Below are 25,864 nucleotides of genomic sequence, written 5' to 3' on the forward strand. Positions count from 1 at the left end.
TTTACGTTTTTTTTGCGTGAAAAGCCGAACATGACAACAATGTCACATTACCTCACAAGTTTGTCATGCAAATCGCACGACTGTAGTTTCAAACCGAGGTACGATAAGGACATGAAAAATAGGGAGGCATACAGGATGGACCAACATAAAACCGTTTTACATGCACAAAACGTGCGGAAATCATATGGTGCGCGAGGCAATGTTCAACAAGTATTAAAAGGAATCAATCTCCGTGTCGTTGAAGGAGAATTCGTCGGCATTATGGGATCATCTGGGGCAGGAAAGACAACATTACTCAATGTGCTTGCGACAATTGACCGTGCGACGGAAGGAGCAATCCTCATTGGGGGTTCTGATATTTCCAAGATGAAGGACGCAGAGCTATCCGCATTCCGGCGTGACAAGCTCGGATTCATATTCCAAGATTATAATTTACTCGATACATTGACAGTGAAGGAAAATATATTATTGCCCGTTTCACTAGGGAAAATGAAGAAAAGGGTGGCAGAGGCGGAGTTCAACAGTATTGCCGATATTCTGGGCATTAAGGATCTCGCCAACAAATACCCACATGAGATTTCAGGAGGGCAAAAGCAACGAACATCTGCGGCGCGTGCCCTTATTAATAAACCATCGATGGTATTTGCAGATGAGCCAACTGGAGCGCTAGATTCTAAATCGGCATCATCATTGCTCGGCACGATGGAGGATGTCAATAAGAAGCGTGGTGTCACAATTATGATGGTGACACATGATCCGGTGGCATCAAGCTATTGTAGTCGGGTTGTCTTTTTAAAGGACGGCAATATCTACTCGGAGCTGTATCGTGGCGATAAAACACGACAAGCTTTCTTCCAGGACATCTTGAACGTTCAAGGCGTTCTCGGGGGTGACAGCGTTGACACTATTTGACCTTGTAATTCGTAGTATGCGGAAAAATATTAAGCATTATTATTTGTACTTTTTCGCGCTTATTTTAAGTGTGGTGTTGTACTTTGTCTTTGCGACGCTACAATACGATGAGGCAGTTAGTGCTGGCTCAGGTGCCAAGATGGACACGGCATTTTTGGCAGCAGGTATACTTCTGTTATTCATCGCGGGTATTTTCGTTGTGTATGCAAATGCCATCTTTTTGAAAAGGCGAAGCCGGGAAATTGGTTTGTATCAATTGATTGGCTTGTCGAAAAGCAAGGTTTCCCGTCTGTTAATTACTGAAAACGTATTATTGAGTACAGGAGCGCTCATTATTGGAATTGGTGTAGGCCTGCTCGTGTCGCGCTTGTTTTTACTTTTACTAGTAAAACTTATAGGGTACAAGGAGTTCATTACAGTATCATTTTCATTCATGGCAGTTATTCAAACAATGGTCGTATTCGTGGCGATTATTGCGCTGACATCTATACAAATGCTGTTGACTGTTCATCGAAGCACGCTCCTCAGTTTATTCAATGCTGATAAAAAAGGAGAGCATCCGAAAAAGCCGAAAGCACTTATTTCGGCTGTACTAGCTCTGCTCGGGATAGGGCTTATTGTTTTCGGATATTGGTTGTCAGGCCGCATGTTGGTATCGGGGATTTCAATGCTATTGTTCAATATGTTAGCGGTGCTTGCATCAACCATTTTGGGAACATATCTTGTGTTCCGTGTCACAATTAGTTGGTTGTTTTATCAAATTCGAGTGCGTAAGCAAGGACATCTAGGACTGAGTAACAGTTTGTCGATTGCGCCGCTCATGCATCGTATGAAAGGCAATGCTAACTCGTTGACAATTATTTCGGTGTTGTCTGCGATGACGCTTGCTATGTTGGCAGGCTCGTATTCACTCTATTACTCTACAGAGAAAGAAGCGCGTTATATAATGCCATTCGATTTCATGTTTGAGGATGAAACATCCAAATGGTTTTCAGCTGATGATTTATCGGTCGAGGATTTCGAAGCAGGTTTACAAGAAAGTGGGATTGAGTATACAACTGAAACAATTGAATTACTTGGAGTGGAAGGGACTTATGAAAAAGATGTTTTTCCTGCATTTCTTGACAGAAGTGAAGCAATTTATAATACCTATATTGTAAATGCTGAGCAATTACAACAAGCGGGCCTTCAAGTCGAAACACCACAAGATGGATCCGTCATTTTTCATAGTGCATCCATGGGGGCTCTGGCAAAAGATATAAAGATGCCATTCGAGATGTATATTACTAGTGGTGAAAAAGGAAAAGTACTTACCGCTGTGAAATATGGCGAAGGAGATGTTATGAACGCAAGTTGGGGACCTCAACTAGTAGTGAGTAATGCTGACTTTGAACAGTATAAAAAAACGATGGTTCCAGAAAGTATAAAAGAGATGGATCCAAGCAATATTGTGAAAAATGTTCGGGTGTTCAATATCACTGACAAAGATCAACTCGCTATTGCCTCAGATATCCGCAACCAAAATAGGGAGGATGGTACTTGGGCGTATGGTGTAGATTATTACACGATGTATGAAAGGTCAATACAGGGCAATGGCTTGCTCATCTTCATCGCAGGCTTCCTTGGACTTGTCTTCCTAATCTCGACAGGTAGCATTCTGTATTTCAAGCAAATGACAGAAGCAGAGCAGGAGAAACAAGGCTATGCAACTTTGCGTCAGCTAGGTTTCACAGTGCAGGACATTATGCGCGGCATTATCCGTAAGCAAGTATTTGTCTTTGGCGTGCCGTTGCTCATAGGTTTGCTACATTCGATATTTGCCATTAAAGCCGCGTCATTTATGTTTATGTCTGATATCACTGTGCCGGCTTCGATTGCGATGGGCTTGTACGGATTGATTTATTTAGTGTTTGCTTTCTTGACGGTCGGCTACTATAGGAAGACTGTAAAAGCTGCCCTTTAGGAGGGGAAATTGCCCATGGCGGTGATAAAGTGTCTTAAGACGGTGATAAACCTCTCGATGGCGGTGATAAAGTGTCGCGAGGCGGTGATAAATACATCCGTGCCGGCAATAAGCTCGTTAGCAATAATAAAACACCGGAGTCCAATGTGGATTCCGGTGTTTTCGATTACATTTCCTCAGGTGCTTGCATGCCTAAAAGCTTCAGTGCTTCTTTCAAAACAATTGCCACACTTGAGACAAGCGAAATTCGATACGATCTGTGCGCCTCATCCGACAGTACGTGTACATTCCCATAAAATGAGTTGAAAGCTTGTGCAAGGTCAATCGCATATTTCGCGATGATAGAAGGGTTCAATTCATTTGCGGCACGTTGGACACTATACGGGAACTGTTCAAGCACTTTGATGATTTCCCATTCGAAATCATTTACTTCATCGACTGTAAACAAAGTTGCTTCTCCAGCTTTCTTTAACATAGCACTGGCACGCGCATATGCATATTGGATGTAAGGACCCGTTTCGCCTTCTGTTTGCAGCATGCTTGCTAGGTTGAATTCGATGTCGTGTTTTCTGTGCTGCTTCAAGTCGCTAAAAATAATTGCGCCGACGCCAACCGCTTTGGCAACTTCCGCTTTATGTAACACATTTGGATTTTTCGCTTCGATCGTGGACTGGGCAAGTGCAATCGCATCATTCAAAACCTCTTCTAGCAAAACAATTTTTCCTTTACGAGTCGACATCTTTGTGCCGTCCTTCAAAATGAGTCCAAAAGGTATGTGCTCGATTGTATCAGCCCAGTCGTAGCCCAGTTTGCTAAGCACCTGCTTCACTTGTGCGAAGTGCAGACTTTGTTCATTGCCAACGACATAAAGTGATTTCACAAAATTATACGTTATTTTTCTATCAATAGCGGCGCTTAAATCGCGAGTCGCATACAATGTTGCTCCGTCTGATTTTTTTATCAAACAAGGTGGCATGCCTTCCTCTAGCTCTACGACTAATGCACCGTCCGATTCTATTAACAATTTCTTGGCATTCAACTCGTCGACAATTGGCTCCATCTTATCGTTGTAATAGGCTTCGCCGTTATACGAATCGAATGTAACCCCAAGCAAATCATAAATGCGTTGAAATTCCTTCAATGATTCTGATTTGAACCAATCCCATAGTGCAAGCGCCTCCGCATCCCCGTCTTCTAGGGCTTTGAAAGCAGCTCTGCCTTCAACATTCAGCGAATTATCTAGCTCGGCTTCTTCATGGAAACGAATATATAATTTCAATAATGTTTCGATGGGGGCATTTTGAACTTCTTGTTCGCTGCCCCATTTACGATATGCTGTTAGCAACTTGCCGAACTGTGTTCCCCAATCGCCAATGTAATTAATCTTGACAGTTTTGAAACCATTCTTTTCGAGCAATAAAGCAATCGAGTTCCCAATGACGGTGGAGCGGAGATGCCCCATGGAGAACGGTTTGGCAATATTAGGGGAAGACAGATCAATCGTGACTACTCCGCCATTGCCATCATTATTCGAACCGTAGGCCGTTGATTGAGTGTGGATTGTTTTTAGTAATGAGTCCGTAATGACAGAACGATTAACAAAAATATTCACATATCCACCAGCAGCTTGTGCTTTTGAAATGAGTGGATGATGAATTGCCTTTGCTAGTTCCTCGGCGATGGCCACGGGTGGTTTTCTAAGCTCCTTGGCAAGCGAAAAACAAGGTAAAGCTAAATCACCTAAATTGGTATGGATAGGTCGTTCAAGCATACTTTCGTTTAATAGAATCGGACTAAATTTTTGTAGCACTTGCAAAATATCTTTTTTCATCGCCAACACTCCTCGCATATTTATTTCAATAAAAAAAGCCCCCGTCTCAAATTTAATGAGACGAAAGCTGTGCTTCCGCGGTACCACTCAGATTGCCCGTATAAGGCCGCTTCTTCATAACGGCGAGACACCGGCTTTCCCTACTACATTCAGAAAAGCATCTTCGAAGTGCGTTTCACAAGTATTCTTTACCAGGCTTCCACCGACCCCGATTCGCTGAAAAAGAAATAATTGCTACTCTCTTCGTCAATGATATTGTATGTGAATATAGCAAAACGACGTGTAAGTGTCAATGAGTTACCTAAAGTGATTATGCGTGAATGATAAACACATGACAACAATCGGTAATAATCTTTTTTATTCACGATGAAGCGGTGGTGGAATAATCCATCCTTTTTCTTTATTTAATCGCAACAGCTTTAGGCCGAACAGTGCTCGTTCAACATGATATTTTCCGAACATCGTTGCAATATCCTCTCTGAGGCATTGAGCCATTACTTGGCTGCAGGATACAAGCCCTTGCCCGACATTTATGGACACAGCGGCACTAATTTCAGGATCTGAAAACCTCGCACCAGCGGGAATTTCTTCAGCGTTCGCCTTGGGACGTCCGGGTAAAGAAGGGGGTGGAGCGATGCCATTATCTTTTAAAACCTGTTCGATTTCCTTACATTCGGCTTTCATCATTTTGATGGATCCTTCAAGGAGCTTGATTAGTTCTTCATCACCTGCGTGATTAACAAACGCCTCATACCCACTGATTAATCCATTGTTTGCCCCAATAAATGCCCATATGCCTATTATTTCTCCGTAATGCATCGGTTCATCTTGAGGATTACCATTCATAATGCCCAATAAAAACACTCCTCTTACTGATATTTTTTGGTTCTAACGTGTACGATGTGTAACTTTTAGTTATCTATACGGTAACTATGTGAAAAGATACAAATTCAATTGTATGAGTTATTGTTTTTGTGATATAAAATTGCGCCACTTTGGATTAAGAAGTAAATAAGCTATTGACCTCATTTTTTTCGTGGTAATTCAATCTTTAGCAAGTGGTATAAAAAGTAGGTCTCGTAATAAGCTAATGAGGATCTAGGTCATGAAGGAGGAAGAATTTTGGATAACAATTTATCTTACGGAGAGGATTATAAATTCATCCCTGCAACATCAGTAGAAAGTGGAAACGGGACGGAGGTTCTTCCGGATTTATACAGCTATACCGTACAAATCGTGAACATTGTATTAGTCGGGCATCCAGGTGAAAGGGAATTTGTTTTAATTGATACGGGTATGCCTTATTCAGCTGATAAAATCATCTCTATTACTGAAAAACGTTTTGGCGCTAATAGTCGTCCAGCTGCCATTATTTTAACTCATGGGCATTTTGATCATGTAGGTTCAATTATTGAATTAGTGAAACACTGGGACGTACCCGTATATGCCCATGAACTAGAACTTCCTTTTCTGACTGGCGAGAAGAGTTATCCCAAACCCGATTCCAGCGTGGAAGGGGGGATGATTTCCAAAATGTCGCCCATTTTTCCGATTGAGGCGATTCAACTAGGAAATCATGTACATCCTCTTTCTAAAGATGGAACTGTCCCCTATCTACCAGAATTTCGATGGATTCATACACCCGGACATTCTCCCGGACATGTCTCACTGTTCAGGGAAAAGGATAAGGCCCTTATTGTGGGTGACGCTTTTGTAACGGTTAAGCAAGAATACCTTTATAAGGTATTAACTCAAGAACAGGAAATTAGTGGACCTCCGCGTTATTTAACGACCGATTGGGAAGCTTCTCGGGAATCCGTGGAGAAATTAGAAGCATTGAAACCTGCTGTTGCAATAACGGGGCATGGGTTACCGATGGCTGGTGACCTGTTAAGAGACAGTTTGCAAAGGCTTGTGCAAGAGTTTGACCGCATCGCTGTCCCTGATTACGGAAAATACGTTGATAAAAGTGCTGAATGACTGGCTGGATCGTGACGTTCCCTTAGGCATTCAATGATGGTGTAAGTTGGTAATGAAGAAATGAGGATATATTTCTAGGTGTAGGAAATCCTATTGCTTGTAGGTGGATTGATAAGATTCGCTTAACTATGAAAAGGGAGTGCTTTTACATGAGGGAAGACAGAAATCCGGACCGACAAAATCGATTGGATCAACAGGACCGTCGAGATAGGGAAACCCGAGATCGAGATCGGGAAATCGATAGCGTCGAATTCGGAAACGACTTTTTTAATGACCTTCCAGATCGTACTGAGACTCGGGATAGGAACCCCGAAAAAAACAACGAACGTAAAAAATAATTAAACAAAACCTGTGCCGCAAAATGTAGTAGCTTGCGGTACAGGTTTTCTAAGGATTAATAGAACCGGGAAACTTGTCGCATTCTATCGTGAGGCGGATAGAAGTATATCTCCATGATGCAACACCAGAAGCTGCACTGAAGCAACGCTGGTGTTTTATAGTGTAGAAAAATGAAATAAAAAATCTAGCTAATCTAAACAATATGAAGATAATTTTTTAGATTTTTGCAATTTTGTTTATAACTTTAAAGATGTCTAGAACAATGCCGATGAAGACGGTTGTGAGAATGTGGAAAAGTTAACTGTGGATATGTGGATAAGCACCTGTTTAGTGAGTGAGGGAACTTTCTGCCTATTTACGTGTGAACCACAACATGTTAGGGTATAGAAAGAAAACGAGGCACTATATATAGTATGGAGCGATGAAAAGGTACCGACATCGGTTTGAAAGGGAATCCGTAATTATGGAGCTGTCCCCGCAACTGTAAACGCTGACGACCGCCGTATAAGCCACTGTGGAGAATTCTATGGGAAGGTAAGGTAGGAAGAACGAAGCGTGAGCCAGTAGACCTGCCCTTCATCGCCAAGCGACACTTTCTTCGGGGGTTAAGAGGTGGAAACGAATAGGTTACGTCTGTTTTTTTGACAATGCTATTCTGTTTTCAACAACAAACCCATGAGCGACAGCTCTACCGATTTGGTGGAGCTGTCGATTTTTGAATAAAAATAACAATACATACATAAAAGGAGCTGGTCATGATGACAATTAAAATGGCAAAAACCAACACTGATCGACTATTGGATGAATTACAAAGTGAATTTGGAGTAGCGCAAATCGAAGCACTTATTGTTGCGGGTGAACGCTGGCAACAGAAATATCCTGAGGGATCTGAGTCCGAATGGGCGAAGGCAATGACGTTAGAATCATTGAGTAATTTGGATGAGGCAGCGACCTATTGGACATTTGTTGCAGCGCGTATCCACCTTCATGATGTGTACGCTCGTCAGGAGCAGCTGCGTGGTGCGAAAGTCTATACAGACTTCGCTAGTAATGTTGTCAGTCTTGTTAAGCAAGGACTTTACACGCCTGTACTAACAGAAAAATATTCTCAAAAAGATCTTGAACATCTGGGTCATTTGATTGAACCAGAGCGGGACAAGCTATTCACATATATCGGATTAAAAACACTAATGGACCGCTATGTTGCGGTTGATTACAATAACCAATCAGTTGAACTTCCACAGGAGCGTTGGCTAATCATTGCAATGACGCTGATGCAGGATGAGACTGAAAATCGTCTGGATAAAGTGGCGGAATCATACTGGGCAATGAGTAACTTATACATGACAGTGGCAACACCAACATTGTCGAACGCTGGGAAACCGCATGGTCAGCTATCGAGCTGCTTTATCGACACAGTCGACGATTCTTTGCAAGGTATTTACGACAGTAATACCGATGTTGCGAACTTGTCGAAATATGGTGGCGGTATTGGCGTTTACATGGGGAAAGTACGAAGCCGCGGTGCCTCTATTCGAGGATTCAAGGGGGCGTCGAGTGGTGTCCTCCCGTGGATCAAGCAGCTAAATAATACGGCAGTAAGTGTTGATCAGCTTGGTCAACGTCAAGGTGCTATTGCTGTTTATCTTGATGTTTGGCATAAAGATATTTTCACATTCCTTGATTTGAAATTAAATAATGGAGACGACCGTCTGCGTGCGCACGATATTTTTACAGGTGTTTGCCTGCCGGATGTTTATATGGAACAAGTCGAAGCACGTGGTGATTGGAATTTATTTGATCCGCATGAAGTGCGTACAATTATGGGCTACTCTCTTGAGGACTTTTATGATGAAACAAAAGGGACAGGTTCTTTCCGAGAGAAGTACGAGGAATGTGTCAACCATCCAACGCTAAGCAGAGAAACCGTTCCTGCTATCGATCTGATGAAACGCATTATGCGTAGCCAGCTCGAAACAGGCGTGCCGTTCATGTTCTACCGCGATGAAGTCAATCGTGCCAATGCAAACAAGCATGAAGGAATGATTTATTCTTCAAACTTGTGTTCAGAAATCATGCAAAACATGAGCGCAACGAAATTTGAATCGGTCACATTAGAAGATGATGTCGTCGTGACACGTTCTAAGCCTGGTGATTTCGTCGTGTGTAACTTATCATCTATCAACCTAGGAAAAGCTGTTCCGGCAAGCGTTTTGGAAAGACTTATCGCAATCCAAGTGCGGATGCTCGATAATGTGATTGACTTGAATAAAATTCCTGTCGTTCAAGCACAGCGGACAAATTCTCGTTATCGTGGAATCGGTCTCGGAACATTCGGCTGGCATCATTTGCTGGCACTACAAAACATTCAATGGGAATCTGACGAAGCGGTGGATTACGCCGATAAACTATATGAAAAAATCGCTTTTCTAACAATCAAAGCTTCTGCGGAACTGGCAAAGGAAAAAGGGGCTTATCCTTTATTTGAAGGCTCTGATTGGCAATCCGGATTTTATTTCGAAAACAAGGGCTATGATTCGAAGGAATGGCGTGAACTGCGTATCGATGTGGCAACGAATGGTGTGCGTAACGGCTATTTAATGGCAGTTGCACCGAATAGCTCGACGTCTGTTATTGCAGGGTCAACGGCGTCCATCGATCCAATCTTTAAGCCGTTCTATCATGAAGAAAAGAAAGACTATAAATTGCCTGTCGTCGCGCCTGATCTTAATCACAATACCTATGACGTCTATCGCCGCTCAGCCTATATTGTCGATCAACGTTGGTCGATTAAACAAAATGCAGCAAGACAGCGCCATATTGACCAATCGATTTCATTCAACCTGTATGTACCGAACTCGATTCGTGCTTCAGTGCTTCTCGACCTTCACGTGCAAGCATGGAAGTCTGGTATGAAAACAACATACTACACGCGGTCAACCGCGACAGATATCGAAGAGTGCGAATGGTGTCATTCCTAATTGCCTACGCTTCTTGGAGTGGGAATACGCAAGAAGTTGCTGACATGATTGAGGAAATATTGGTCAAGGAAAATGTCGACGTAACGACGTATCGAATTGGTGGGGGCATTATGCCGAATCCCCGTCATTTCGATGCGATGATTATCGGCTCATTTACGTGGGACCAAGGTGCAACGCCTGATGAAGTAAAGGATTTCGTTGCTGACGTTGGTTATAAACCGGACAATGTCTATGTTTTTGGAACGGGGGACACCCAATTCGGCGGCGATGCACTATTTTGCCACGCCGCTGTGAAATTGGCCCGGTTTTATGCATCGACTTATGAGCCATTAAAAATTGAACAAAGCCCACGTGGCGTACAACATTCAACTGTTATCGAATGGTCGAAAGGGGTCATCAAGCATTGGAAAAACTTACACGAGTAAAGGTACTAGAACCTGCAAACCCAAATAAATCAACAGCTATTTTTGGTGGCAAAGCGAGTGGGATTCTTAACTGGAATGACCTCGCACATCCACATTTCTATACATTGCGACAACGAATTCGGTCACTATTTTGGACGGCCAATGAAGTCGATATGACACAGGACGTTAAGCAATTTTCGTCGCTGACAAAGCCGGAACAGGATGCATTCCTTAAAATTATTGGATTGCTGGCAACGCTTGATGGTCCACAAACAGATATCGCAGCAAAAATTGCCCAGTACACGACAGATCCCTCTGTTAAATCGCTGATGGCCACCATTGCGGATCAGGAGAGTGAGCATAATCATAGCTATGCCTATGTATTATCCTCCGTAACGACGCTCGACAAACAGCTAGCATCGTTTGAAATGGGACGCACAGATGAAGTGCTTATGCGTCGTAACGAGCGGATTGTTGATGTTTATAATGAATTTGCAGAAACGCCAACGATTGAATCAGCTTTAAAAGCGATGGTTTATACAACGTTACTGGAAGGTTTATTCTTCTATAGCGGCTTCGCCTTCTTCTACAACTTAGCGCGCAATCAGAAAATGGTCGGCACATCGACTATGATTTCGTATATTAACCGTGATGAATTGCAGCATGGTAAGGCGATTAGTGATGTTTTCCGTGCGGCACTTGCGGAGAATCCAGAACTGAATACAGATGCATTCACTGAATGGATTTACGACCAATTCAAGCACTCTGTCGAACAGGAAGTTGCATGGAGCCGTTATGTGTTAGCTGATATTGACGGCATCGACCTAGTTGAAATGGAAGGCTATGTGAAATACCGTGCCAATAAAATGCTGCGCATGCTTGGACTCAGCGAAATTTACCCGGAATTCACCGATAATCCAATGAAATGGATCCGTGCCTACGTCGACAGCTTCGATGAAACGAAAACAGACTTCTTTGAGCAAACTTCAAGACAGTATGTGAAAACTAGTGATTTGAATGGTTTTGATGATCTATAATTCAAAAAGCGTACACGCTACTAATCGTGTACGCTTTTTCATTTGTGAAAAATTCATGACAATAGCTGAAATGTGATATATATCACATTCCCTTATATTCGCGTCCATTATGATAGAGGTAGTAAAAAAAGTAAGTGTAGTACGTATTGAGAAACGTCGTTATGGATATCTAGGGGAATCCCTAGTAGGAACAATGGCAGTAGGAACGTATACTTATTGGTGAGAATGCTTCTCACTAAAAATTGATTAGGGGAGGAACACGATTATGAGTCAACTAACGCTTGAAACACAAGTTTGCGATATCGTCACAGCACTTCCACAAAGTGCGGATCTATTTAGGAGTCTTCGTATCGATTTTTGCTGCGGAGGAAAAATTCCGTTGAAAGATGCAGCGGAAGACCGTAATTTAAATCCGGAAGAAGTATTGGTAAGTATTCAAAAAATAGAAGAAAAAAGAGAGCAGGTTGGAAGCGCACACCCGACTTCATTCGGCAATCGCACGCTTGTCTCTTACATTCAAGAAAATTACCATGCAGGTCTTCGTGAAGAATTGCCACAGCTTGCACCGTATATTACGAAAGTCGTTAAGGTTCATGGAGAAAAGCATCCACATCTAGTGCGCATCCAAGAAATTTTCAAAGAATTACGTGCAGAGCTTTTAGAGCATACAGCTGACGAAGACAAAAATGTATTCCCTGTCATTCTAGAATTTTTAGAAAATCCGACACCAGAACTAAAAGAACAAGTTAAACCACATGTGATGGAATTAGAAGCAGAGCACGAGCATGCCGGTGAATTATTATTTGAAATTCGTGATCTCACAAATAACTACACTCCGCCAGCAGAAGCTTGTGGTACTTACCGTGTTGTCTACGCTCGTCTTGCGCAGCTTGAAAAAGACACATTTGAACATGTCCACCTTGAAAATAACGTTCTATTCGATCGAGTACGTGCTGCAATCTAATAAGTAATATTCAAAAAAGCTGCCCTCGGGTAGCTTTTTTTGTCTAGCTCTGGGCACCCGTGCATCTAAACGGGCGCCCTCCGCATTTCTTTATTGTCGAATGAGGGAACTCCATATGTGATATAGGACTTTCCCTAATAGGAAGGTATTGGATTAATCTATAGAATTAGGGGTATATGAATGAACGTAATGATGTAATCCCTCATTGGTTCATTATTCTGAAAAGGAGTGAGTTTTCTCGATGAAGAAAAAAAGTGTACTGAAAAGTGGACTACGATACTTCAAACCCATTGAACGCTACTCAGGGAATTGGTCAATTCTAGAAGAGAAAAGCCGAGATTGGGAGAATATGTACCGTCAACGTTGGTCGCATGACAAGGTAGTACGTACAACACATGGTGTCAACTGTACCGGATCATGTAGTTGGAAAGTGTTTGTGAAAAACGGCATTATTACTTGGGAAAACCAACAGATTGATTACCCTTCTTGTGGTCCTGATATGCCTGAATTTGAGCCTCGTGGATGCCCGCGTGGTGCTTCGTTTTCTTGGTATGAATATAGTCCACTTCGCGTGAAGTACCCTTATATTCGAGGGAAACTATGGCGGATGTGGAGTCAAGCATTGACTGAAATGAAGGACCCTGTGAAAGCATGGGCAAGCATTGTGGAAGATCCCGAAAAAGCGAATGAATACAAAAAAGCCCGTGGAAAAGGTGGACATGTCCGTGTCAATTGGCGCGATGCTACGATGCTTATTTCCGCACAACTCATTTATACAATCCGAAAATATGGTCCAGACCGCATCGCCGGGTTTACACCGATTCCGGCAATGTCGATGGTTAGTTATGCGTCAGGTGCACGTTTCATCTCCCTTTTGGGTGGGGAAATGCTTAGTTTTTATGACTGGTATGCAGATTTACCGCCAGCTTCTCCACAAATTTGGGGTGAGCAGACAGACGTTCCTGAATCGAGTGACTGGTTTAATGCAGGATATATTATTATGTGGGGATCTAACGTACCACTGACACGAACACCAGATGCACACTTCATGACGGAAGTTCGTTACAAAGGTACAAAGGTTGTATCTGTTGCACCGGATTATGCAGAAAGTGTGACACATGCTGATGATTGGATTGCTGCAAATCCTGGTACGGACGCAGCCGTTGCACAAGCGATGACGCATGTTATTTTAGATGAATTCTATGAGCAACGGAAAGAGCCAATGTTCCTCAATTATGCGAAGCAATATACGGATATGCCGTTCTTAATTATGCTGGATGAGCATGAAGGGTCATACAAAGCGGGTCGTTTCTTAAGGGCTAGTGACCTTGGTAGCGCTTCAGAACACGCAGAATGGAAACCGGTTATTTTCGATGAAACAACGGACGAAATCATCGTTCCGAACGGTACAATGGGGCAGCGTTGGGAAGAGGATGCTAAATGGAATCTAATTCTTGATAACGCAGATGGGACGCGCGTTGAACCTGCATTATCTGTTGCAGATCATGGTGCAGAGTGGACAGAAATGGTCTTCCCTTACTTTGACAATATTGCGAATGGGACATTTAAGCGTCCGATTCCTACGAAAAAAGTAACATTTGCAGATGGGACAGAAAGACTTGTCGCAACTGTTTACGATTTAATGCTGAGTCAATATGGCGTGCGTCGTATCGGCAGTGATTTAGAAGCGACTGGCTATGACGATGTTGACTCCATTTATACACCAGCTTGGCAACAAAAAATCACTAACGTTAAACCGGAGCTTGTGACACAAATTGCACGTGAATTTGCACAGAACTCCCTCGATACGGGTGGTCGTTCCATGATTATTATGGGGGCCGGTATTAATCACTGGTTTAATAGTGACACGATTTATAGATCAATCTTAAATCTAGTAACACTGACAGCTTCCCAAGGTGTCAATGGCGGCGGCTGGGCACATTATGTTGGTCAGGAAAAATGTCGTCCGATTGAAGGGTGGAGCACGATTGCCTTTGCGAGAGACTGGCAAGCGCCACCACGTCTACAAAATGCAACGTCATTCTTCTACTATGCAACGAATCAGTGGAAGTACGAGGAAGCTGGAGCAGAAGTGCTAATGTCACCAACTGCTGGAAAAGCGCGTTATGAGCATCCAGCTGACTATAATGTCTTGGCTGCAAGACTAGGTTGGCTACCATCCTATCCGCAGTTTAATAAGAATAGTTTACTATTTGCTGAAGAAGCAGCGGCATTAGGGAAAACGACAACACAAGAAATTGTCGGCCACACACTTGAACAATTAAAGTCGGGCGACTTGCAATTCGCTGTAGAAGACCCTGACGCACCGGAAAACTTCCCACGCTCACTATTCATTTGGCGTTCTAACTTAGTTTCTAGTTCTGCAAAAGGACAGGAATACTTCATGAAACACCTTTTCGGAGCATCTGATGGTTTGCTAGCTTCTCCAAATGATGAGGTAAAACCAGAAGAAATGGTATGGCGTGATGAAGTGGAAGGGAAGCTTGATTTACTTGTTGCACTGGATTTCCGTATGACAGCAACTCCGATGTATGCAGATATCGTTCTTCCAGCAGCAACTTGGTATGAGAAAGTGGATCTTTCATCAACGGATATGCACCCCTTTGTGCATCCATTTAACCCGGCAGTAGACCCACTATGGGAATCACGTTCGGACTGGGATATTTATCGCTCGATTGCGCAGACGTTCTCGGAAATGGCGAAAGTTCATCTGCCAGGCGTTTACAAGGATCTTGTCACGACTCCACTGGCTCATGATTCTATTCAGGAAATTGCTCAGCCTTATGGCGAAGTGAAAGACTGGAGAAAAGGCGAAGTCGAAGCGATTCCAGGGAAAACAATGCCTGGTATGACAATTGTCGAGCGTGATTATACGAAAGTTTACGATAAATACGTCACTCTCGGTCCTTTATTATCAACAGGAAAAGTCGGTGCGCATGGCGTTAGCTTCTCTGTTGCAGAAGAATACGAAATGATGAAAGGCATCAACGGCACTTATTTTGATGAAACCATCAAAAATGGATTGCCGAAATTGCATACAGCGAAACATGCTGCTGAAGCAATGCTGACATTATCATCTGCAACAAATGGTCGAGTATCGCAAAAGGCATATGAAGCAGCAGAACAAGATTCAGGCGTTGAGTTGAAAGATATTTCGGCAGACAGAGCTGCGGAACGTTTTACGTTTGCTAGTATTACCGCACAGCCTCGTGAAGTTATTCCGACACCCGTGTTTAGTGGATCTAATAAGATGGGACGTCGATATTCACCATTTACAACGAATATCGAGCGACTGGTGCCATTCAGAACACTGACAGGAAGACAGCATTTCTATATTGATCACGAGCTATTCCTTGATTTCGGAGAAGCATTGCCGGTCTATAAACCAACATTACCACCAATGGTATTTGGACCACGTGATAAGCAAATTATCGGCGGACAGGATTCTCTTGTACTAAGATATTTGACACCGCATGGTAAGTGGAATATTCACTCGACCTATCAAGATAACCAGCATATGCTAACGCTATTCCGTGGGGGTCCTACAGTATGGATTTCCAACGAGGATGCGGAAGAGCATGATATTGACGATAACCAGTGGTTGGAGGTTTACAATCGAAACGGTGTTGTAACGGCACGGGCAGTTGTCAGTCATAGAATGCCAAAAGGTACGATGTTCATGTATCACGCACAAGACAAGCATATTCAAGTACCTGGCTCTGAAATTACGGAAGAACGCGGCGGTAGTCATAATGCGCCTACACGTATTCATATGAAACCAACACAAATGGTCGGTGGTTACGCGCAGTTAAGTTATGGATTTAACTATTATGGACCAATCGGAAATCAGCGGGATGTCTACGTCGCAGTCCGCAAGATGAAGGAGGTAAACTGGCTTGAAGATTAAAGCACAAGTTGCAATGGTTATGAATCTTGACAAATGTATTGGCTGTCATACGTGTAGTGTCACATGTAAAACTACTTGGACGAACCGTGAAGGTGCCGAGTATATGTGGTTTAACAACGTAGAAACAAAGCCGGGAATTGGCTATCCAAAACGTTGGGAAGACCAAGAGCTTTATAAAGGCGGCTGGAAACTGAACAATGGAAAATTGGAATTGAAGTCGGGTTCTAAACTATCGAAAATTGCATTAGGTAAAATTTTCTATAATCCAGACATGCCGGAAATGAAGGATTATTACGAGCCATGGACTTATGACTATGAAAAATTAACGATGGCAGGTGATAGTAAGCATACACCTGTTGCACGTGCAAAATCAGTTGTTTCAGGGGAATATATGGACCTGGAATGGGGACCGAACTGGGAAGATCAGTTAGCAGGGGCACATATTACTGGACCGACAGATCCGAATATCCAAAAGATTGAAGAGGATATAAAATTCAACTTTGAACAGGCATTCATGATGTACTTGCCACGTCTTTGCGAGCACTGTTTAAATCCAAGCTGTGTGGCATCTTGTCCTTCTGGCGCAATCTATAAGCGTGATGAGGATGGGATTGTCCTTGTTGACCAAGACGCATGTCGCGGATGGCGTTATTGTATGACGGGTTGCCCGTACAAGAAGGTGTACTTCAACTGGAAAACAAATAAAGCAGAGAAATGTACATTCTGCTTCCCACGTATTGAATCTGGTCTACCAACGGTTTGTTCTGAAACATGTACGGGTCGTATTCGTTATTTGGGTGTTCTTCTTTATGACGCTGACCGTGTACTAGAAGCAGCTTCGACACCGGATGAAAAAGATTTGTACAAAGCACAATGTGATTTGTTCTTAGACCCAAATGATCCAGCGGTTATAGAGCAAGCACGAAAAGATGGCATATCGGAAGAGTGGATTGAGGCTGCACAAAACTCGCCCGTTTATAAACTAGCAATCGAGTATAAGCTGGCATTCCCACTTCATCCAGAATACAGAACGCTACCGATGGTTTGGTATGTGCCACCACTTAGCCCAATCATGAACTATTTTGAAGGGAAAGATTCTATCAAAAATCCTGATATGATTTTCCCAGCAATTGATGAAATGCGTATACCGATTCAATACCTAGCGAATATGTTGACAGCTGGAGATGCCGAAACTGTGAAGCAAGGCTTGCAAAGAATGGCTATGATGCGTTCTTATATGCGTGCCATGTCTTCTGGGAAAGAATTTGATGAGTCGCGTCTAGAGCGGGTTGGACTTACGGCCCAACAAACAAAGCAGATGTATCGTTTGCTTGCGATTGCAAAATATGAGGATCGCTTTGTCATTCCGACTGCTCATAAAGAAGGTCATATGAATATGTATCGTTCTCAAGGATCTGCTGGTTATACAGATATGGCAGGAGATTACGCAATGGATCCATCATCATCACCAAGTCAATTTAGCTACACGGGTATGGGCGAAAATGGCGATTGTGATGGTTGTAGTCCAGCAGTACCAACGAAAACAGGTAAGGAAATTTATGAAGAGAACTTCTACGGGGGGATCTGGCGTGATTGATCTGAAGAAATTGTACGAAGTAAAGCAAACTTTTGGTTTCTTTGCAGATCAGTTGTCTTATCCTGAAAAGCTTACATTTCATCCGTCGGTATTGGAGGAGTCATTTGACTCTTCCGACCCGGCTTATGCTGATATTAAAGTATTTTGGGATTTGATGCATGATTATAGTCTTGATGAAATTCAGGAGATGTATACGTATACGTTTGACTTTCAAACAGAAACAACATTATTCATGACCTATGTGAAGTATGCAGATGCTAAAGAACGTGGTCAGATGTTGGCGAAGCTGAAAGTATTGTATGAAATGTTTGGTTTGAATATGCCAGATGGAGAACTATCTGATTTTTTACCGCTCATGTGTGAGTTCATTTATGCAGCTGAGTGGTTAGGTGATCCAAGAGCACAACAAAGTTTTTCGATGCTTCTAGCGGTTATGGAGGATGGATCGTACAATTTGATGAAAGCACTTGAGAAGCATAATAGCCCTTACTTCCATTTGATTAAGGGGATGAGGGAAACATTTAAGTCTTGTATCCGTCAGGAGGAACCAGCCAATGACTAATCAGTTTTTATGGGTCATTTTCCCTTATGTTTGTATAGTGACATTTATTGTGGGACATATATTTAGATATCGTAACGACAAATTTGGTTGGACGGCAAAATCTAGTGAATTTATCGAGAAAAAGCAATTAATGATTGGAAGTGTGTTATTCCATATAGGAATCATTCCCGTTATTGCCGGTCATGTTGTAGGACTTGGTATCCCTAAGGAATGGACTCGTGCACTTGGTGTGAGTGACCATTTGTACCATATGGGAGCTGTTTGGGTTGGAGGATTCTTTGGATTTGTCACGCTTGCAGGTATGCTTATTTTGACGGCTAGACGTTTTATGCTGAAAAATGTTCGTAAGTTGTCGTCTGCTTCTGATTTAATCGTCAATACATTACTATTACTGATTGTATTTTTAGGGATTTACAGTGTGGTTGCAACAACTGCTGCACAGCCTGATTTTGATTATCGTGATTCGATTTCGGTGTGGTTCCGTTCGTTGCTTATTTTACGTCCTGAGGCAAATTTGATGTCAGTTGTTCCAGTCGCTTTTCAGTTACATGTATTATCTGGATTTCTTATTTTTGCAATGTGGCCTTTTACAAGGCTTGTTCACGTTTGGAGTGTTCCGTTGAATTATGTTGGAAGAAGCTATATCCTATATAGAAAGAATAAAGTGAATTGATGGAGAGAAAAGGCCGCAACAGCCTTTTTTTTCTATGTAGGGAGTATAGATTATGGACGAATTAAATGGTTTTAAATACCAAGAAGAAATCGAATGTTTAAGAGCCCAATTTGGTTTCGATTTTGTTGGAGTGGCGCTTGTACAATCAGCTGAACGCCATTTTGAACTAAAATGGAAGTTTGTAACGGGCAATCAAAGTGAGCGTTATCGAAGGATAGTTTTGCAAACCGGAAAAGGTGTTGCCGGACATGTTTTCAAGACGGGTAAGCCGTTTCTGGTGGAGGATGTGGAAGAAACGCTCGAGGAGAGAAACTTGTACAATTATCCAATTGTCGTTTCGGAAGGATTAAAGAGTTTCGGTGCAATTCCTTTATATAAATATAATTGGGTTAAAGGTGTATTACTCGTCGGATATCGTGACGGGAAGAAATTATCATCACAAGAATTTGAGAATTTTAAAGAAGTAATCGGTTCGAATTTTGGTCCGTTTTACAACAGGGAGAAGGTGAAGGATTGATACGCCTAGCAGATTTTCAGTTATCTGATTTGTTACTGAAGATGTATAACAATTCAGCTGAACCTATCTTCTTTTTTGATCGTTATCGAAAGGTGATTTCGATGAATAGCGCTGCCGAGCTTATTCTAGATCCTGAAGTACTTGACCGTATAGCGGTGGGGGATAATGAGGCCATTTGTTTGTCTTGTAAAGGGTATACAAGTGAGCAGGAGCTGCAAACATGCTTGGCGTGTTATATCAAAAACCCGCAACAGGATTTAAGCTCTTTCCAGGTATACTTGGATACGAAAGGCAAAGGAGTTACTCCGTATACGGGTAGCTACCAGACCATTGATGAAGAAAATGGTATCCGTGTTTTCATGCTTCGCGATTTGACCAAGCAATATAAAACGCAGGAATCACTAAACCAAAAAATGATGATGAAAAATATTATAAAAGCACAGGAAGATGAACGGAAAAGGATTTCTCGGGAGCTTCATGATAGTGTGGCACAGGAAATGCTGAGCTCGTTGGTTGAATTACGTGTGTTGAAATATATGAATATCGATACAGAGGTAATGAAGAAAGTTCAACAGACAGAAGGCTCACTGATGAGACTATTAGATGATATTCGTCACCTTTCCGTTGAATTACGCCCTGCGACCTTAGATGATTTGGGGCTTGAGGCAGCGTTTAGAACACATTTTAAATGGATTGAAAAAAATTATGGGTTAGTTGTCCACTTTACTTCTGAGCTTCAGTCAAAAAGATATGGCGGGGAAATTGAAACGGTTGTGTATCGAATTTGCCAAGAGGCTGTGTTTAACGCGTTGAAATACGCAAATACAGATGAAATTACCGTTCGTCTATTTGAGAAGGGTGGCTACTTGAAATTGCATGTTGTTGATGAAGGGCAAGGTTTTGATTTGAATGCCAATGATCCGAGGGGTACTGGACTAGGTTTGTATGGCATGCGGGAAAGAGCTGCGCTAGTTGGAGGGGATATTATCATCCTTTCTGAATTAGGGAAAGGCACTATTGTTCGACTAGAAATACCATTAACAAAGGAGTGATCGACGATTGAAAATCATAATTGCAGATGATCACGCAGTCGTTCGTAGTGGGTTTATGCACATTTTAAACTTTCAAAACGATATGGAAGTCGTGGCAACTGCCGCAGATGGCTTGGAGGCATATAATTTAGTCGCCAAGCATCGTCCTGATCTGCTACTGATGGATTTAAGTATGCCTCCCGGGGAAAGCGGTCTCATTGCAACGGGGAAAATTAAAGAGGATTTTCCGGAAACTAAAATTCTTATTTTAACGATGTATGACGATGAGGAATATTTATTTCACGTCTTGAAAAATGGGGCATCAGGTTATGTCTTGAAAAACTCTCCAGACGAAGAATTATTCGATGCAATTCGTATTGTCCATGAAGGGGGGACGTACATCCACCCAACAATGGCGACGTCACTCGTCCGAGAGTTCGTCAAAAAAGATGGAGATGGCATAGAAACAGACCCATACAAAATTCTGTCTAAGCGTGAAATCGAAGTTTTACCACTTGTAGCAAAAGGGTATGGCAATAAAGAAATTGCAGAAAAACTATATATATCGGTTAAAACAGTGGAAGCACATAAATCTAAAATTATGGAAAAGCTTCAGCTGAAAAGTCGTCCTGAACTCGTTGAATATGCATTGAAGAAAAAGTTTCTAAACTTTTAAAGGTGAGGTGCGGAATCGGTGGCGAAAGAGAAGAAGTTCAAGTTTGATTTACCTGCATTGCGTGTACTAGAAAATGAGCATAATTATTTGTTGCATGTAATGGAAGGATGGCATTTAATCGTCCTTGCTTTTGAACGCGATATGTACACGCTTGAAGAAGGGCATGAGGCATTACAGACTCTTCGAAAGCTAATAATCGAGTTTATTGACCCATTGAAAAATCATACGGAGAAAGAGGAGGAATTCCTTTTTCCCTTACTAGCTAAGTACGTAGGTACTGAACAAGGACCTGTTAATGCAACTGAAGAAGAACATGAAGAAATCGATGCGTATATTGGTCATTTCCTGCATCATACTCGGGGAGATTTAACTAGCCTGACGATGCAAAATATGAAGGATGTCGTTCGGGATGCGGGGGAAGCGTTCGAGGTGATTACAGTCCATTTCGTGAAGGAAGAGTCGATTCTGTTCCCAATGGTTAACAATATTTTACGAATTGAAGAGCAGGATAAGCTTTACGAGCAGCTTTATACGTCTATTCTGTGACAAAGGTTAGTGGTTAGGGATTTCCCTAGCGCTTTAGAGGGAGAACCCGATAGTTTTTAAGAATTGCAGTCGTTACAATCGAGTTATAGCATTAGCAATTAATTAGGATTGGACTGATTGGGATGATTAGAAAAGCACAGTTGCCGTTGCAGACGGCGAACTTAGTAGTCGGTTTCATGGTATGGGTACTCATATCTTCACTGCTGCCATTCATTACAGAAGATATTGCAATTCCAGCGGAAAAACTTGCTATTGTAACGGCTGTGCCAGTCGTGTTAGGGTCTATTCTTAGAATTCCGTTAGGCTACTATGCGAATGTATTTGGTGCCAGAGTAATCTTTTTAGTAAGTTTCATATTATTGCTATTTCCAGTGTTCTATATAAGTGAAGCGTCAACGTTTACAGATTTAATTATTGGTGGAACATTACTGGGAATTGGTGGAGCTGTGTTTTCCGTAGGGGTTACATCATTACCGAAGTATTACCCGAAAGAGAAGCATGGTCTCGTCAACGGAATTTATGGAATGGGGAATGTGGGGACAGCGGTATCCACATTCGCAGCACCTGTCATTGCCACACAAGTCGGTTGGTCGATGACTGTTAAATTTTATCTGATTATACTATTGGTTTTTGCGGCATTAAACTTCATATTTGGTGATCGTAAAGAAGTGAAAGTGAAAACACCTATTGTAGAGCAAATTAAAGGTGTCTATAAAAATGAGAAGCTGTGGTTCTTCTCGTTATTCTATTTCATCACGTTTGGTTCATTCGTTGCCTTTACGATATTCTTGCCAAACTTTTTGGTCACTTTTTTCGAGTTAGATAAAGTGGATGCAGGGATGCGGACAGCTGGATTTATTGTGGTGGCGACATTCCTTCGCCCGGTTGGCGGATGGCTTGCAGATAAATTCCAACCATTGTTTCTGTTAATGGGTGTTTTTTCCGTTTTAACATTTGCATCATTTTTACTTGCATTTTCACCGTCGATTCTGTTGTATACAATTGCAAGTATGTTGATTGCGACTTCAGCTGGAATTGGGAACGGGGTTATTTTTAAACTTGTGCCTTTCTATTTCAACAAGCAGGCAGGTATTGTCAACGGAATTGTATCTATGATGGGTGGTTTAGGTGGATTTTTCCCGCCATTATTATTATCTGCCATCTTTACATTGACAGGATCCTATTCGATTGGTTTCATGGCATTTTCTCAAGTGGCGCTTGCAAGTTTAGTGCTTGTCGTTTGGCTCTATTATATGGACCGCGTCTCGAGTGCTACGGAAGTGTTTAATTCGACTGGACAAGGAATTCTCGTAACGAATCCTGCGGGTACCATTGAGTTAGTGAATCCGGCTTTTACAAAGCTCACAGGCTATACTCCAGAAGAAGTAGTTGGAAGAAACCCGAATATACTTAGCTCTGGCAGACAATCCTCAGAGTTCTACACGACGATGTGGAGTCAGATTGGGCAAGAGGGCTCTTGGCAAGGAAAGGTTTGGAATAAGAAGAAAAATGGAGAAGAATATTTAGAGTTTCTGTCCATCAATGCGGTGACAGATGACTCTGGAGAACCAATCCGATACGTTGGGACGTTCAGCGATATAACGCCTCCAGGCGAAGAGGGCAGCCGGTCAAATTGACCGGAAGCCCTCGCTTCATTTTATCTTCAATCGGTGGGTCGCCCACCGATTGAAGATAAAGCCTCCGGCGGATGCCACAGATTTTGAAGGGAGTTAATAGCGCAAGCGCAATTCAAAATCTGGACGCAATCACGCCAAGGCGTAATTGATAATGAGTAGAGGGTGATCTATTTGGAAAACCGTTATTCAAGACAAGTACTGTTTAAACCAGTAGGACAGCTTGGACAGGATAAGTTAAGTGCATCCCATGTTGTCATCATTGGCTGTGGCGCATTAGGGTCGGCTATTTCAGAGACACTTGTGCGAGCGGGTGTTGGTAAATTGACGATTGCAGATCGAGATTATGTCGAAGCAACAAATTTACAAAGGCAACAACTATTTGTCGAACAAGATGCACGTAAGGGTGTACCGAAAGTGGTGGCAGCTGAAAGACGGTTGAAAGACATTCGGCAAGACGTTGACATCGTAACAGTGCTCGACCACATTGACGGACCACTTATAGAAGACATCACAAAAGATGCTGATTTGATTATGGATGCGACGGATAATTTTGAAACGCGTCTTCTGATGAATGATATCGCATGGAAAATAGGTATTCCCTGGGTGTACGGGGCATGTGTAGGTAGTTCAGGTACGGTTTTTCCCTTCATTCCAGGGAAGACTGCTTGCTTCCGCTGCCTACTTCCGGTATTACCGTCTGTCAATGAAACATGTGATACGGCAGGGATTATCGCACCAGCAGTGCAAATTGCTGCCGCACATCAAAGTGCAGAAGCGTTAAAATGGCTGACGGGGAATGAAGAGGCAATGCGAACGAAAGTCTATCATTTTGATGTTTGGAACAATACGCATGTCGAAGCAGGGATTTCCCGTATGCGTAGCGAAGTATGTGAAACATGTGGCAAGACGCCAACATACCCAACGCTACATCGCGCAGACGGAACTGGATATGCAGTTTTATGTGGTAGGGATACTGTGCAGATTATCCCGGATAGTGCACGTCCTTTGACGATAACAGATGGAGAAAATGTCGCCAAGCGTTTAGGTACACCTTATAAAGTAACCCCTTTTTTTATAGAATTTCATGCGAGTGGTTATCGCTGTATTTTATTTGGCAATGGAAGGTTATTAATTCACGGATTAAAGGATATGAAGGTTGGACGCAAACTGTACCACCAATTTTTTGGATGAAGTGGGGGAAGTCTTTTGTCGACTGTACATAATGAAGAAAAGCAGTTGGTTTGCTGTGTGTTGACGATTAGTGACACACGGAATATTGCGAATGACCGAAGTGGTTGGACAATCCGGACTAAGCTTGAAATAGCTGGTCATAAAATTTTTGAAACATGGATATGCCAGGATGATAAAATGGAAATTGAGTCGATAGTAGAGGAATGGCTGAGAAATCCCAATGTGAATGCCATTATTACAACAGGCGGAACGGGCATTGGTTTCCGTGATGTTACGGTTGAAACGCTCACACCTTATTTTACAAAAACACTCGATGGTTTTGGTGAATTGTTCCGTTATTTGAGCTATACAGAGGATGTTGGATCGAAAGCACTGCTAAGTAGGGCAATTGCTGGGACTGTGAAAGAAAAAGTGGTATTTGCACTTCCGGGTTCAGAAAAGGCAGTGAATTTAGCGATGGATAAGCTGGTTGTGCTTGAGCTACCTCATATTATTCACGAGCTGACGAAGCATCTAGACGACTAACAAAAGCGCAAGCGCCTGTTCAGCCCTGACAAGCGCTGGAGTCTAGACGACTAAAAAAAGGATGCTTTACGCATCCTCATAACTGTCGATGATAATCGCCATTTTTGCCGCCTGTTTTTTGAACTAACATGGTCGGGCCGATGATCATCTCTTTACCGGCAGCTTTACACATGTCGTAAATGGTGAGTGCAGCGGCAGAAGCAGCAGTAAGTGCCTCCATCTCTACACCTGTTATACCCTTTGTTTTGGCTTCAGCTTGGATGTGGACTTCATAATGTGCGATTATCTCATCGATGTTCCATTCAAATCGAATGTCGACGCCTGTTAAGGGAATCGGATGGCACATCGGAATAATCGCAGATGTGTTTTTTGCCGCCATGATTGCGGCTACTTGGGCAACTGCAAAGACATCACCTTTCTTATTTGTCCCTTCCGTAATTTGAGAATGGATGGTTTTATTGACGATAATCGAGGAAGCTGCAATAGCTGTTCTAATCGTTTCGGTTTTATCGGAAACGTCAACCATCTTTGCGCGTCCTTGTTCGTTAAAATGTGTGAGTTCAGACAATG

22 protein-coding genes, 1 riboswitch and 1 other annotated feature are annotated in these 25,864 nt (G+C 42.5%); of the genes, 19 read left to right on the top strand and 3 right to left on the bottom strand.

Annotated features, from left to right (window positions below; translation table 11 throughout):
• Positions 1-135 precede the first annotated feature (135 nt).
• Complete coding sequence (locus R2B77_RS05405; protein WP_203247498.1) at positions 136-912, top strand: ABC transporter ATP-binding protein; 777 nt, start codon at positions 136-138, stop codon at positions 910-912.
• Positions 899-2,875, top strand: coding sequence for an FtsX-like permease family protein (locus tag R2B77_RS05410; RefSeq protein WP_203247499.1), 1,977 nt, complete (start codon positions 899-901; stop codon positions 2,873-2,875). Before R2B77_RS05405 ends, R2B77_RS05410 begins: the two co-directional genes overlap by 14 nt.
• 166 nt (positions 2,876-3,041) lie before the next feature.
• Here the strand turns inward: R2B77_RS05410 and argS are convergent, their stop codons facing one another.
• Together argS and R2B77_RS05420 are read right to left on the bottom strand one after the other, a co-directional pair.
• Entirely contained in the window at positions 3,042-4,706 is a 1,665-nt protein-coding gene (gene argS / locus R2B77_RS05415; RefSeq protein ID WP_203247500.1) for an arginine--tRNA ligase, read from the bottom strand.
• 53 nt (positions 4,707-4,759) lie between these two features.
• Positions 4,760-4,965, bottom strand: a binding site (T-box leader).
• Positions 4,966-5,063: 98 nt separating this feature from the next.
• The gene (locus R2B77_RS05420; RefSeq protein ID WP_203247501.1) at positions 5,064-5,561 is read right to left on the bottom strand and encodes a DUF3231 family protein; all 498 of its coding nucleotides are present in this window, start codon (positions 5,559-5,561) and stop codon (positions 5,064-5,066) included.
• A 267-nt stretch (positions 5,562-5,828) separates the two neighbouring features.
• Here R2B77_RS05420 and R2B77_RS05425 point away from each other — a divergent pair, with 267 nt between their 5' ends.
• From R2B77_RS05425 to R2B77_RS05505, 17 genes are all read left to right on the top strand, one after another.
• Positions 5,829-6,686, top strand: coding sequence for an MBL fold metallo-hydrolase (locus tag R2B77_RS05425; protein ID WP_203247502.1), 858 nt, complete (start codon positions 5,829-5,831; stop codon positions 6,684-6,686).
• 149 nt (positions 6,687-6,835) lie between these two features.
• Positions 6,836-7,024 carry a hypothetical protein gene (locus R2B77_RS05430; protein WP_203247503.1) on the top strand — a complete coding sequence of 63 codons (189 nt, stop codon included), beginning with the start codon at positions 6,836-6,838 and terminating at the stop codon, positions 7,022-7,024.
• A 410-nt stretch (positions 7,025-7,434) separates the two neighbouring features.
• A riboswitch (cobalamin riboswitch) is annotated at positions 7,435-7,616 on the top strand.
• A gap of 167 nt (positions 7,617-7,783) precedes the next feature.
• Complete coding sequence (locus R2B77_RS05435; protein WP_212391452.1) at positions 7,784-10,006, top strand: ribonucleoside-diphosphate reductase subunit alpha; 2,223 nt, start codon at positions 7,784-7,786, stop codon at positions 10,004-10,006.
• The gene (locus R2B77_RS05440; RefSeq protein ID WP_212391454.1) at positions 9,991-10,431 is read left to right on the top strand and encodes a flavodoxin; all 441 of its coding nucleotides are present in this window, start codon (positions 9,991-9,993) and stop codon (positions 10,429-10,431) included. The genes R2B77_RS05435 and R2B77_RS05440 overlap by 16 nt, the downstream gene beginning before the upstream one ends.
• Positions 10,386-11,447, top strand: a complete 1,062-nt coding sequence (locus tag R2B77_RS05445; protein ID WP_203247506.1) for a ribonucleotide-diphosphate reductase subunit beta — start codon at positions 10,386-10,388, stop codon at positions 11,445-11,447. The genes R2B77_RS05440 and R2B77_RS05445 overlap by 46 nt, the downstream gene beginning before the upstream one ends.
• Positions 11,448-11,712: 265 nt before the next feature.
• Positions 11,713-12,411, top strand: a complete 699-nt coding sequence (ric, locus tag R2B77_RS05450; protein WP_203247507.1) for an iron-sulfur cluster repair di-iron protein — start codon at positions 11,713-11,715, stop codon at positions 12,409-12,411.
• A 241-nt stretch (positions 12,412-12,652) separates the two neighbouring features.
• The gene (locus R2B77_RS05455; protein WP_203247508.1) at positions 12,653-16,339 is read left to right on the top strand and encodes a nitrate reductase subunit alpha; all 3,687 of its coding nucleotides are present in this window, start codon (positions 12,653-12,655) and stop codon (positions 16,337-16,339) included.
• Complete coding sequence (narH, locus tag R2B77_RS05460) at positions 16,329-17,936, top strand: nitrate reductase subunit beta (protein WP_203247509.1); 1,608 nt, start codon at positions 16,329-16,331, stop codon at positions 17,934-17,936. Before R2B77_RS05455 ends, narH begins: the two co-directional genes overlap by 11 nt.
• Positions 17,929-18,498 (top strand): nitrate reductase molybdenum cofactor assembly chaperone, encoded by a 570-nt coding sequence (gene narJ / locus R2B77_RS05465; RefSeq protein ID WP_203247510.1) that lies wholly within the window; start codon positions 17,929-17,931, stop codon positions 18,496-18,498. Before narH ends, narJ begins: the two co-directional genes overlap by 8 nt.
• On the top strand, positions 18,491-19,171 hold the full coding sequence (narI, locus tag R2B77_RS05470; protein ID WP_203247511.1) for a respiratory nitrate reductase subunit gamma: 681 nt from the start codon (positions 18,491-18,493) through the stop codon (positions 19,169-19,171). The genes narJ and narI overlap by 8 nt, the downstream gene beginning before the upstream one ends.
• A gap of 52 nt (positions 19,172-19,223) precedes the next feature.
• Complete coding sequence (locus R2B77_RS05475; protein WP_203247512.1) at positions 19,224-19,688, top strand: GAF domain-containing protein; 465 nt, start codon at positions 19,224-19,226, stop codon at positions 19,686-19,688.
• Positions 19,685-20,740 (top strand): sensor histidine kinase, encoded by a 1,056-nt coding sequence (locus tag R2B77_RS05480; RefSeq protein ID WP_203247513.1) that lies wholly within the window; start codon positions 19,685-19,687, stop codon positions 20,738-20,740. The genes R2B77_RS05475 and R2B77_RS05480 overlap by 4 nt, the downstream gene beginning before the upstream one ends.
• A gap of 7 nt (positions 20,741-20,747) precedes the next feature.
• The gene (locus tag R2B77_RS05485; protein WP_203247514.1) at positions 20,748-21,395 is read left to right on the top strand and encodes a response regulator; all 648 of its coding nucleotides are present in this window, start codon (positions 20,748-20,750) and stop codon (positions 21,393-21,395) included.
• Positions 21,396-21,413: 18 nt separating this feature from the next.
• Positions 21,414-21,941 (top strand): hemerythrin domain-containing protein, encoded by a 528-nt coding sequence (locus tag R2B77_RS05490; protein ID WP_203247515.1) that lies wholly within the window; start codon positions 21,414-21,416, stop codon positions 21,939-21,941.
• A gap of 122 nt (positions 21,942-22,063) precedes the next feature.
• A complete protein-coding gene (locus R2B77_RS05495) occupies positions 22,064-23,578 on the top strand; it encodes a nitrate/nitrite transporter (protein ID WP_203247516.1) in 1,515 nt (504 codons plus the stop codon).
• 171 nt (positions 23,579-23,749) lie between these two features.
• Positions 23,750-24,769 (top strand): ThiF family adenylyltransferase, encoded by a 1,020-nt coding sequence (locus R2B77_RS05500; RefSeq protein WP_203247517.1) that lies wholly within the window; start codon positions 23,750-23,752, stop codon positions 24,767-24,769.
• 15 nt (positions 24,770-24,784) lie between these two features.
• Entirely contained in the window at positions 24,785-25,294 is a 510-nt protein-coding gene (locus R2B77_RS05505; protein ID WP_203247518.1) for a MogA/MoaB family molybdenum cofactor biosynthesis protein, read from the top strand.
• Positions 25,295-25,370: 76 nt separating this feature from the next.
• Here the strand turns inward: R2B77_RS05505 and moaC are convergent, their stop codons facing one another.
• Entirely contained in the window at positions 25,371-25,862 is a 492-nt protein-coding gene (gene moaC, locus R2B77_RS05510) for a cyclic pyranopterin monophosphate synthase MoaC (protein WP_203247519.1), read from the bottom strand.
• Positions 25,863-25,864: the final 2 nt, after the last annotated feature.

This window comes from Sporosarcina beigongshangi, assembly GCF_033485195.1.
In the GTDB taxonomy this organism is placed as follows: domain Bacteria; phylum Bacillota; class Bacilli; order Bacillales_A; family Planococcaceae; genus Sporosarcina; species Sporosarcina beigongshangi.

What these genes read in the sequence shown, in the direction of transcription:
- R2B77_RS05405 (WP_203247498.1), top strand. Translation starts at nt 136, where the DNA reads ATGGACCAACATAAAACCGTTTTACATGCACAAAACGTGCGGAAATCA.
- argS (WP_203247500.1), bottom strand. Translation starts at nt 4,706, where the DNA reads ATGAAAAAAGATATTTTGCAAGTGCTACAAAAATTTAGTCCGATTCTA.
- R2B77_RS05430 (WP_203247503.1), top strand. Translation starts at nt 6,836, where the DNA reads ATGAGGGAAGACAGAAATCCGGACCGACAAAATCGATTGGATCAACAG.
- R2B77_RS05435 (WP_212391452.1), top strand. Translation starts at nt 7,784, where the DNA reads ATGACAATTAAAATGGCAAAAACCAACACTGATCGACTATTGGATGAA.
- R2B77_RS05440 (WP_212391454.1), top strand. Translation starts at nt 9,991, where the DNA reads ATGGTGTCATTCCTAATTGCCTACGCTTCTTGGAGTGGGAATACGCAA.
- R2B77_RS05445 (WP_203247506.1), top strand. Translation starts at nt 10,386, where the DNA reads ATGGTCGAAAGGGGTCATCAAGCATTGGAAAAACTTACACGAGTAAAG.
- ric (WP_203247507.1), top strand. Translation starts at nt 11,713, where the DNA reads ATGAGTCAACTAACGCTTGAAACACAAGTTTGCGATATCGTCACAGCA.
- R2B77_RS05455 (WP_203247508.1), top strand. Translation starts at nt 12,653, where the DNA reads ATGAAGAAAAAAAGTGTACTGAAAAGTGGACTACGATACTTCAAACCC.
- narI (WP_203247511.1), top strand. Translation starts at nt 18,491, where the DNA reads ATGACTAATCAGTTTTTATGGGTCATTTTCCCTTATGTTTGTATAGTG.
- R2B77_RS05475 (WP_203247512.1), top strand. Translation starts at nt 19,224, where the DNA reads ATGGACGAATTAAATGGTTTTAAATACCAAGAAGAAATCGAATGTTTA.
- R2B77_RS05495 (WP_203247516.1), top strand. Translation starts at nt 22,064, where the DNA reads ATGATTAGAAAAGCACAGTTGCCGTTGCAGACGGCGAACTTAGTAGTC.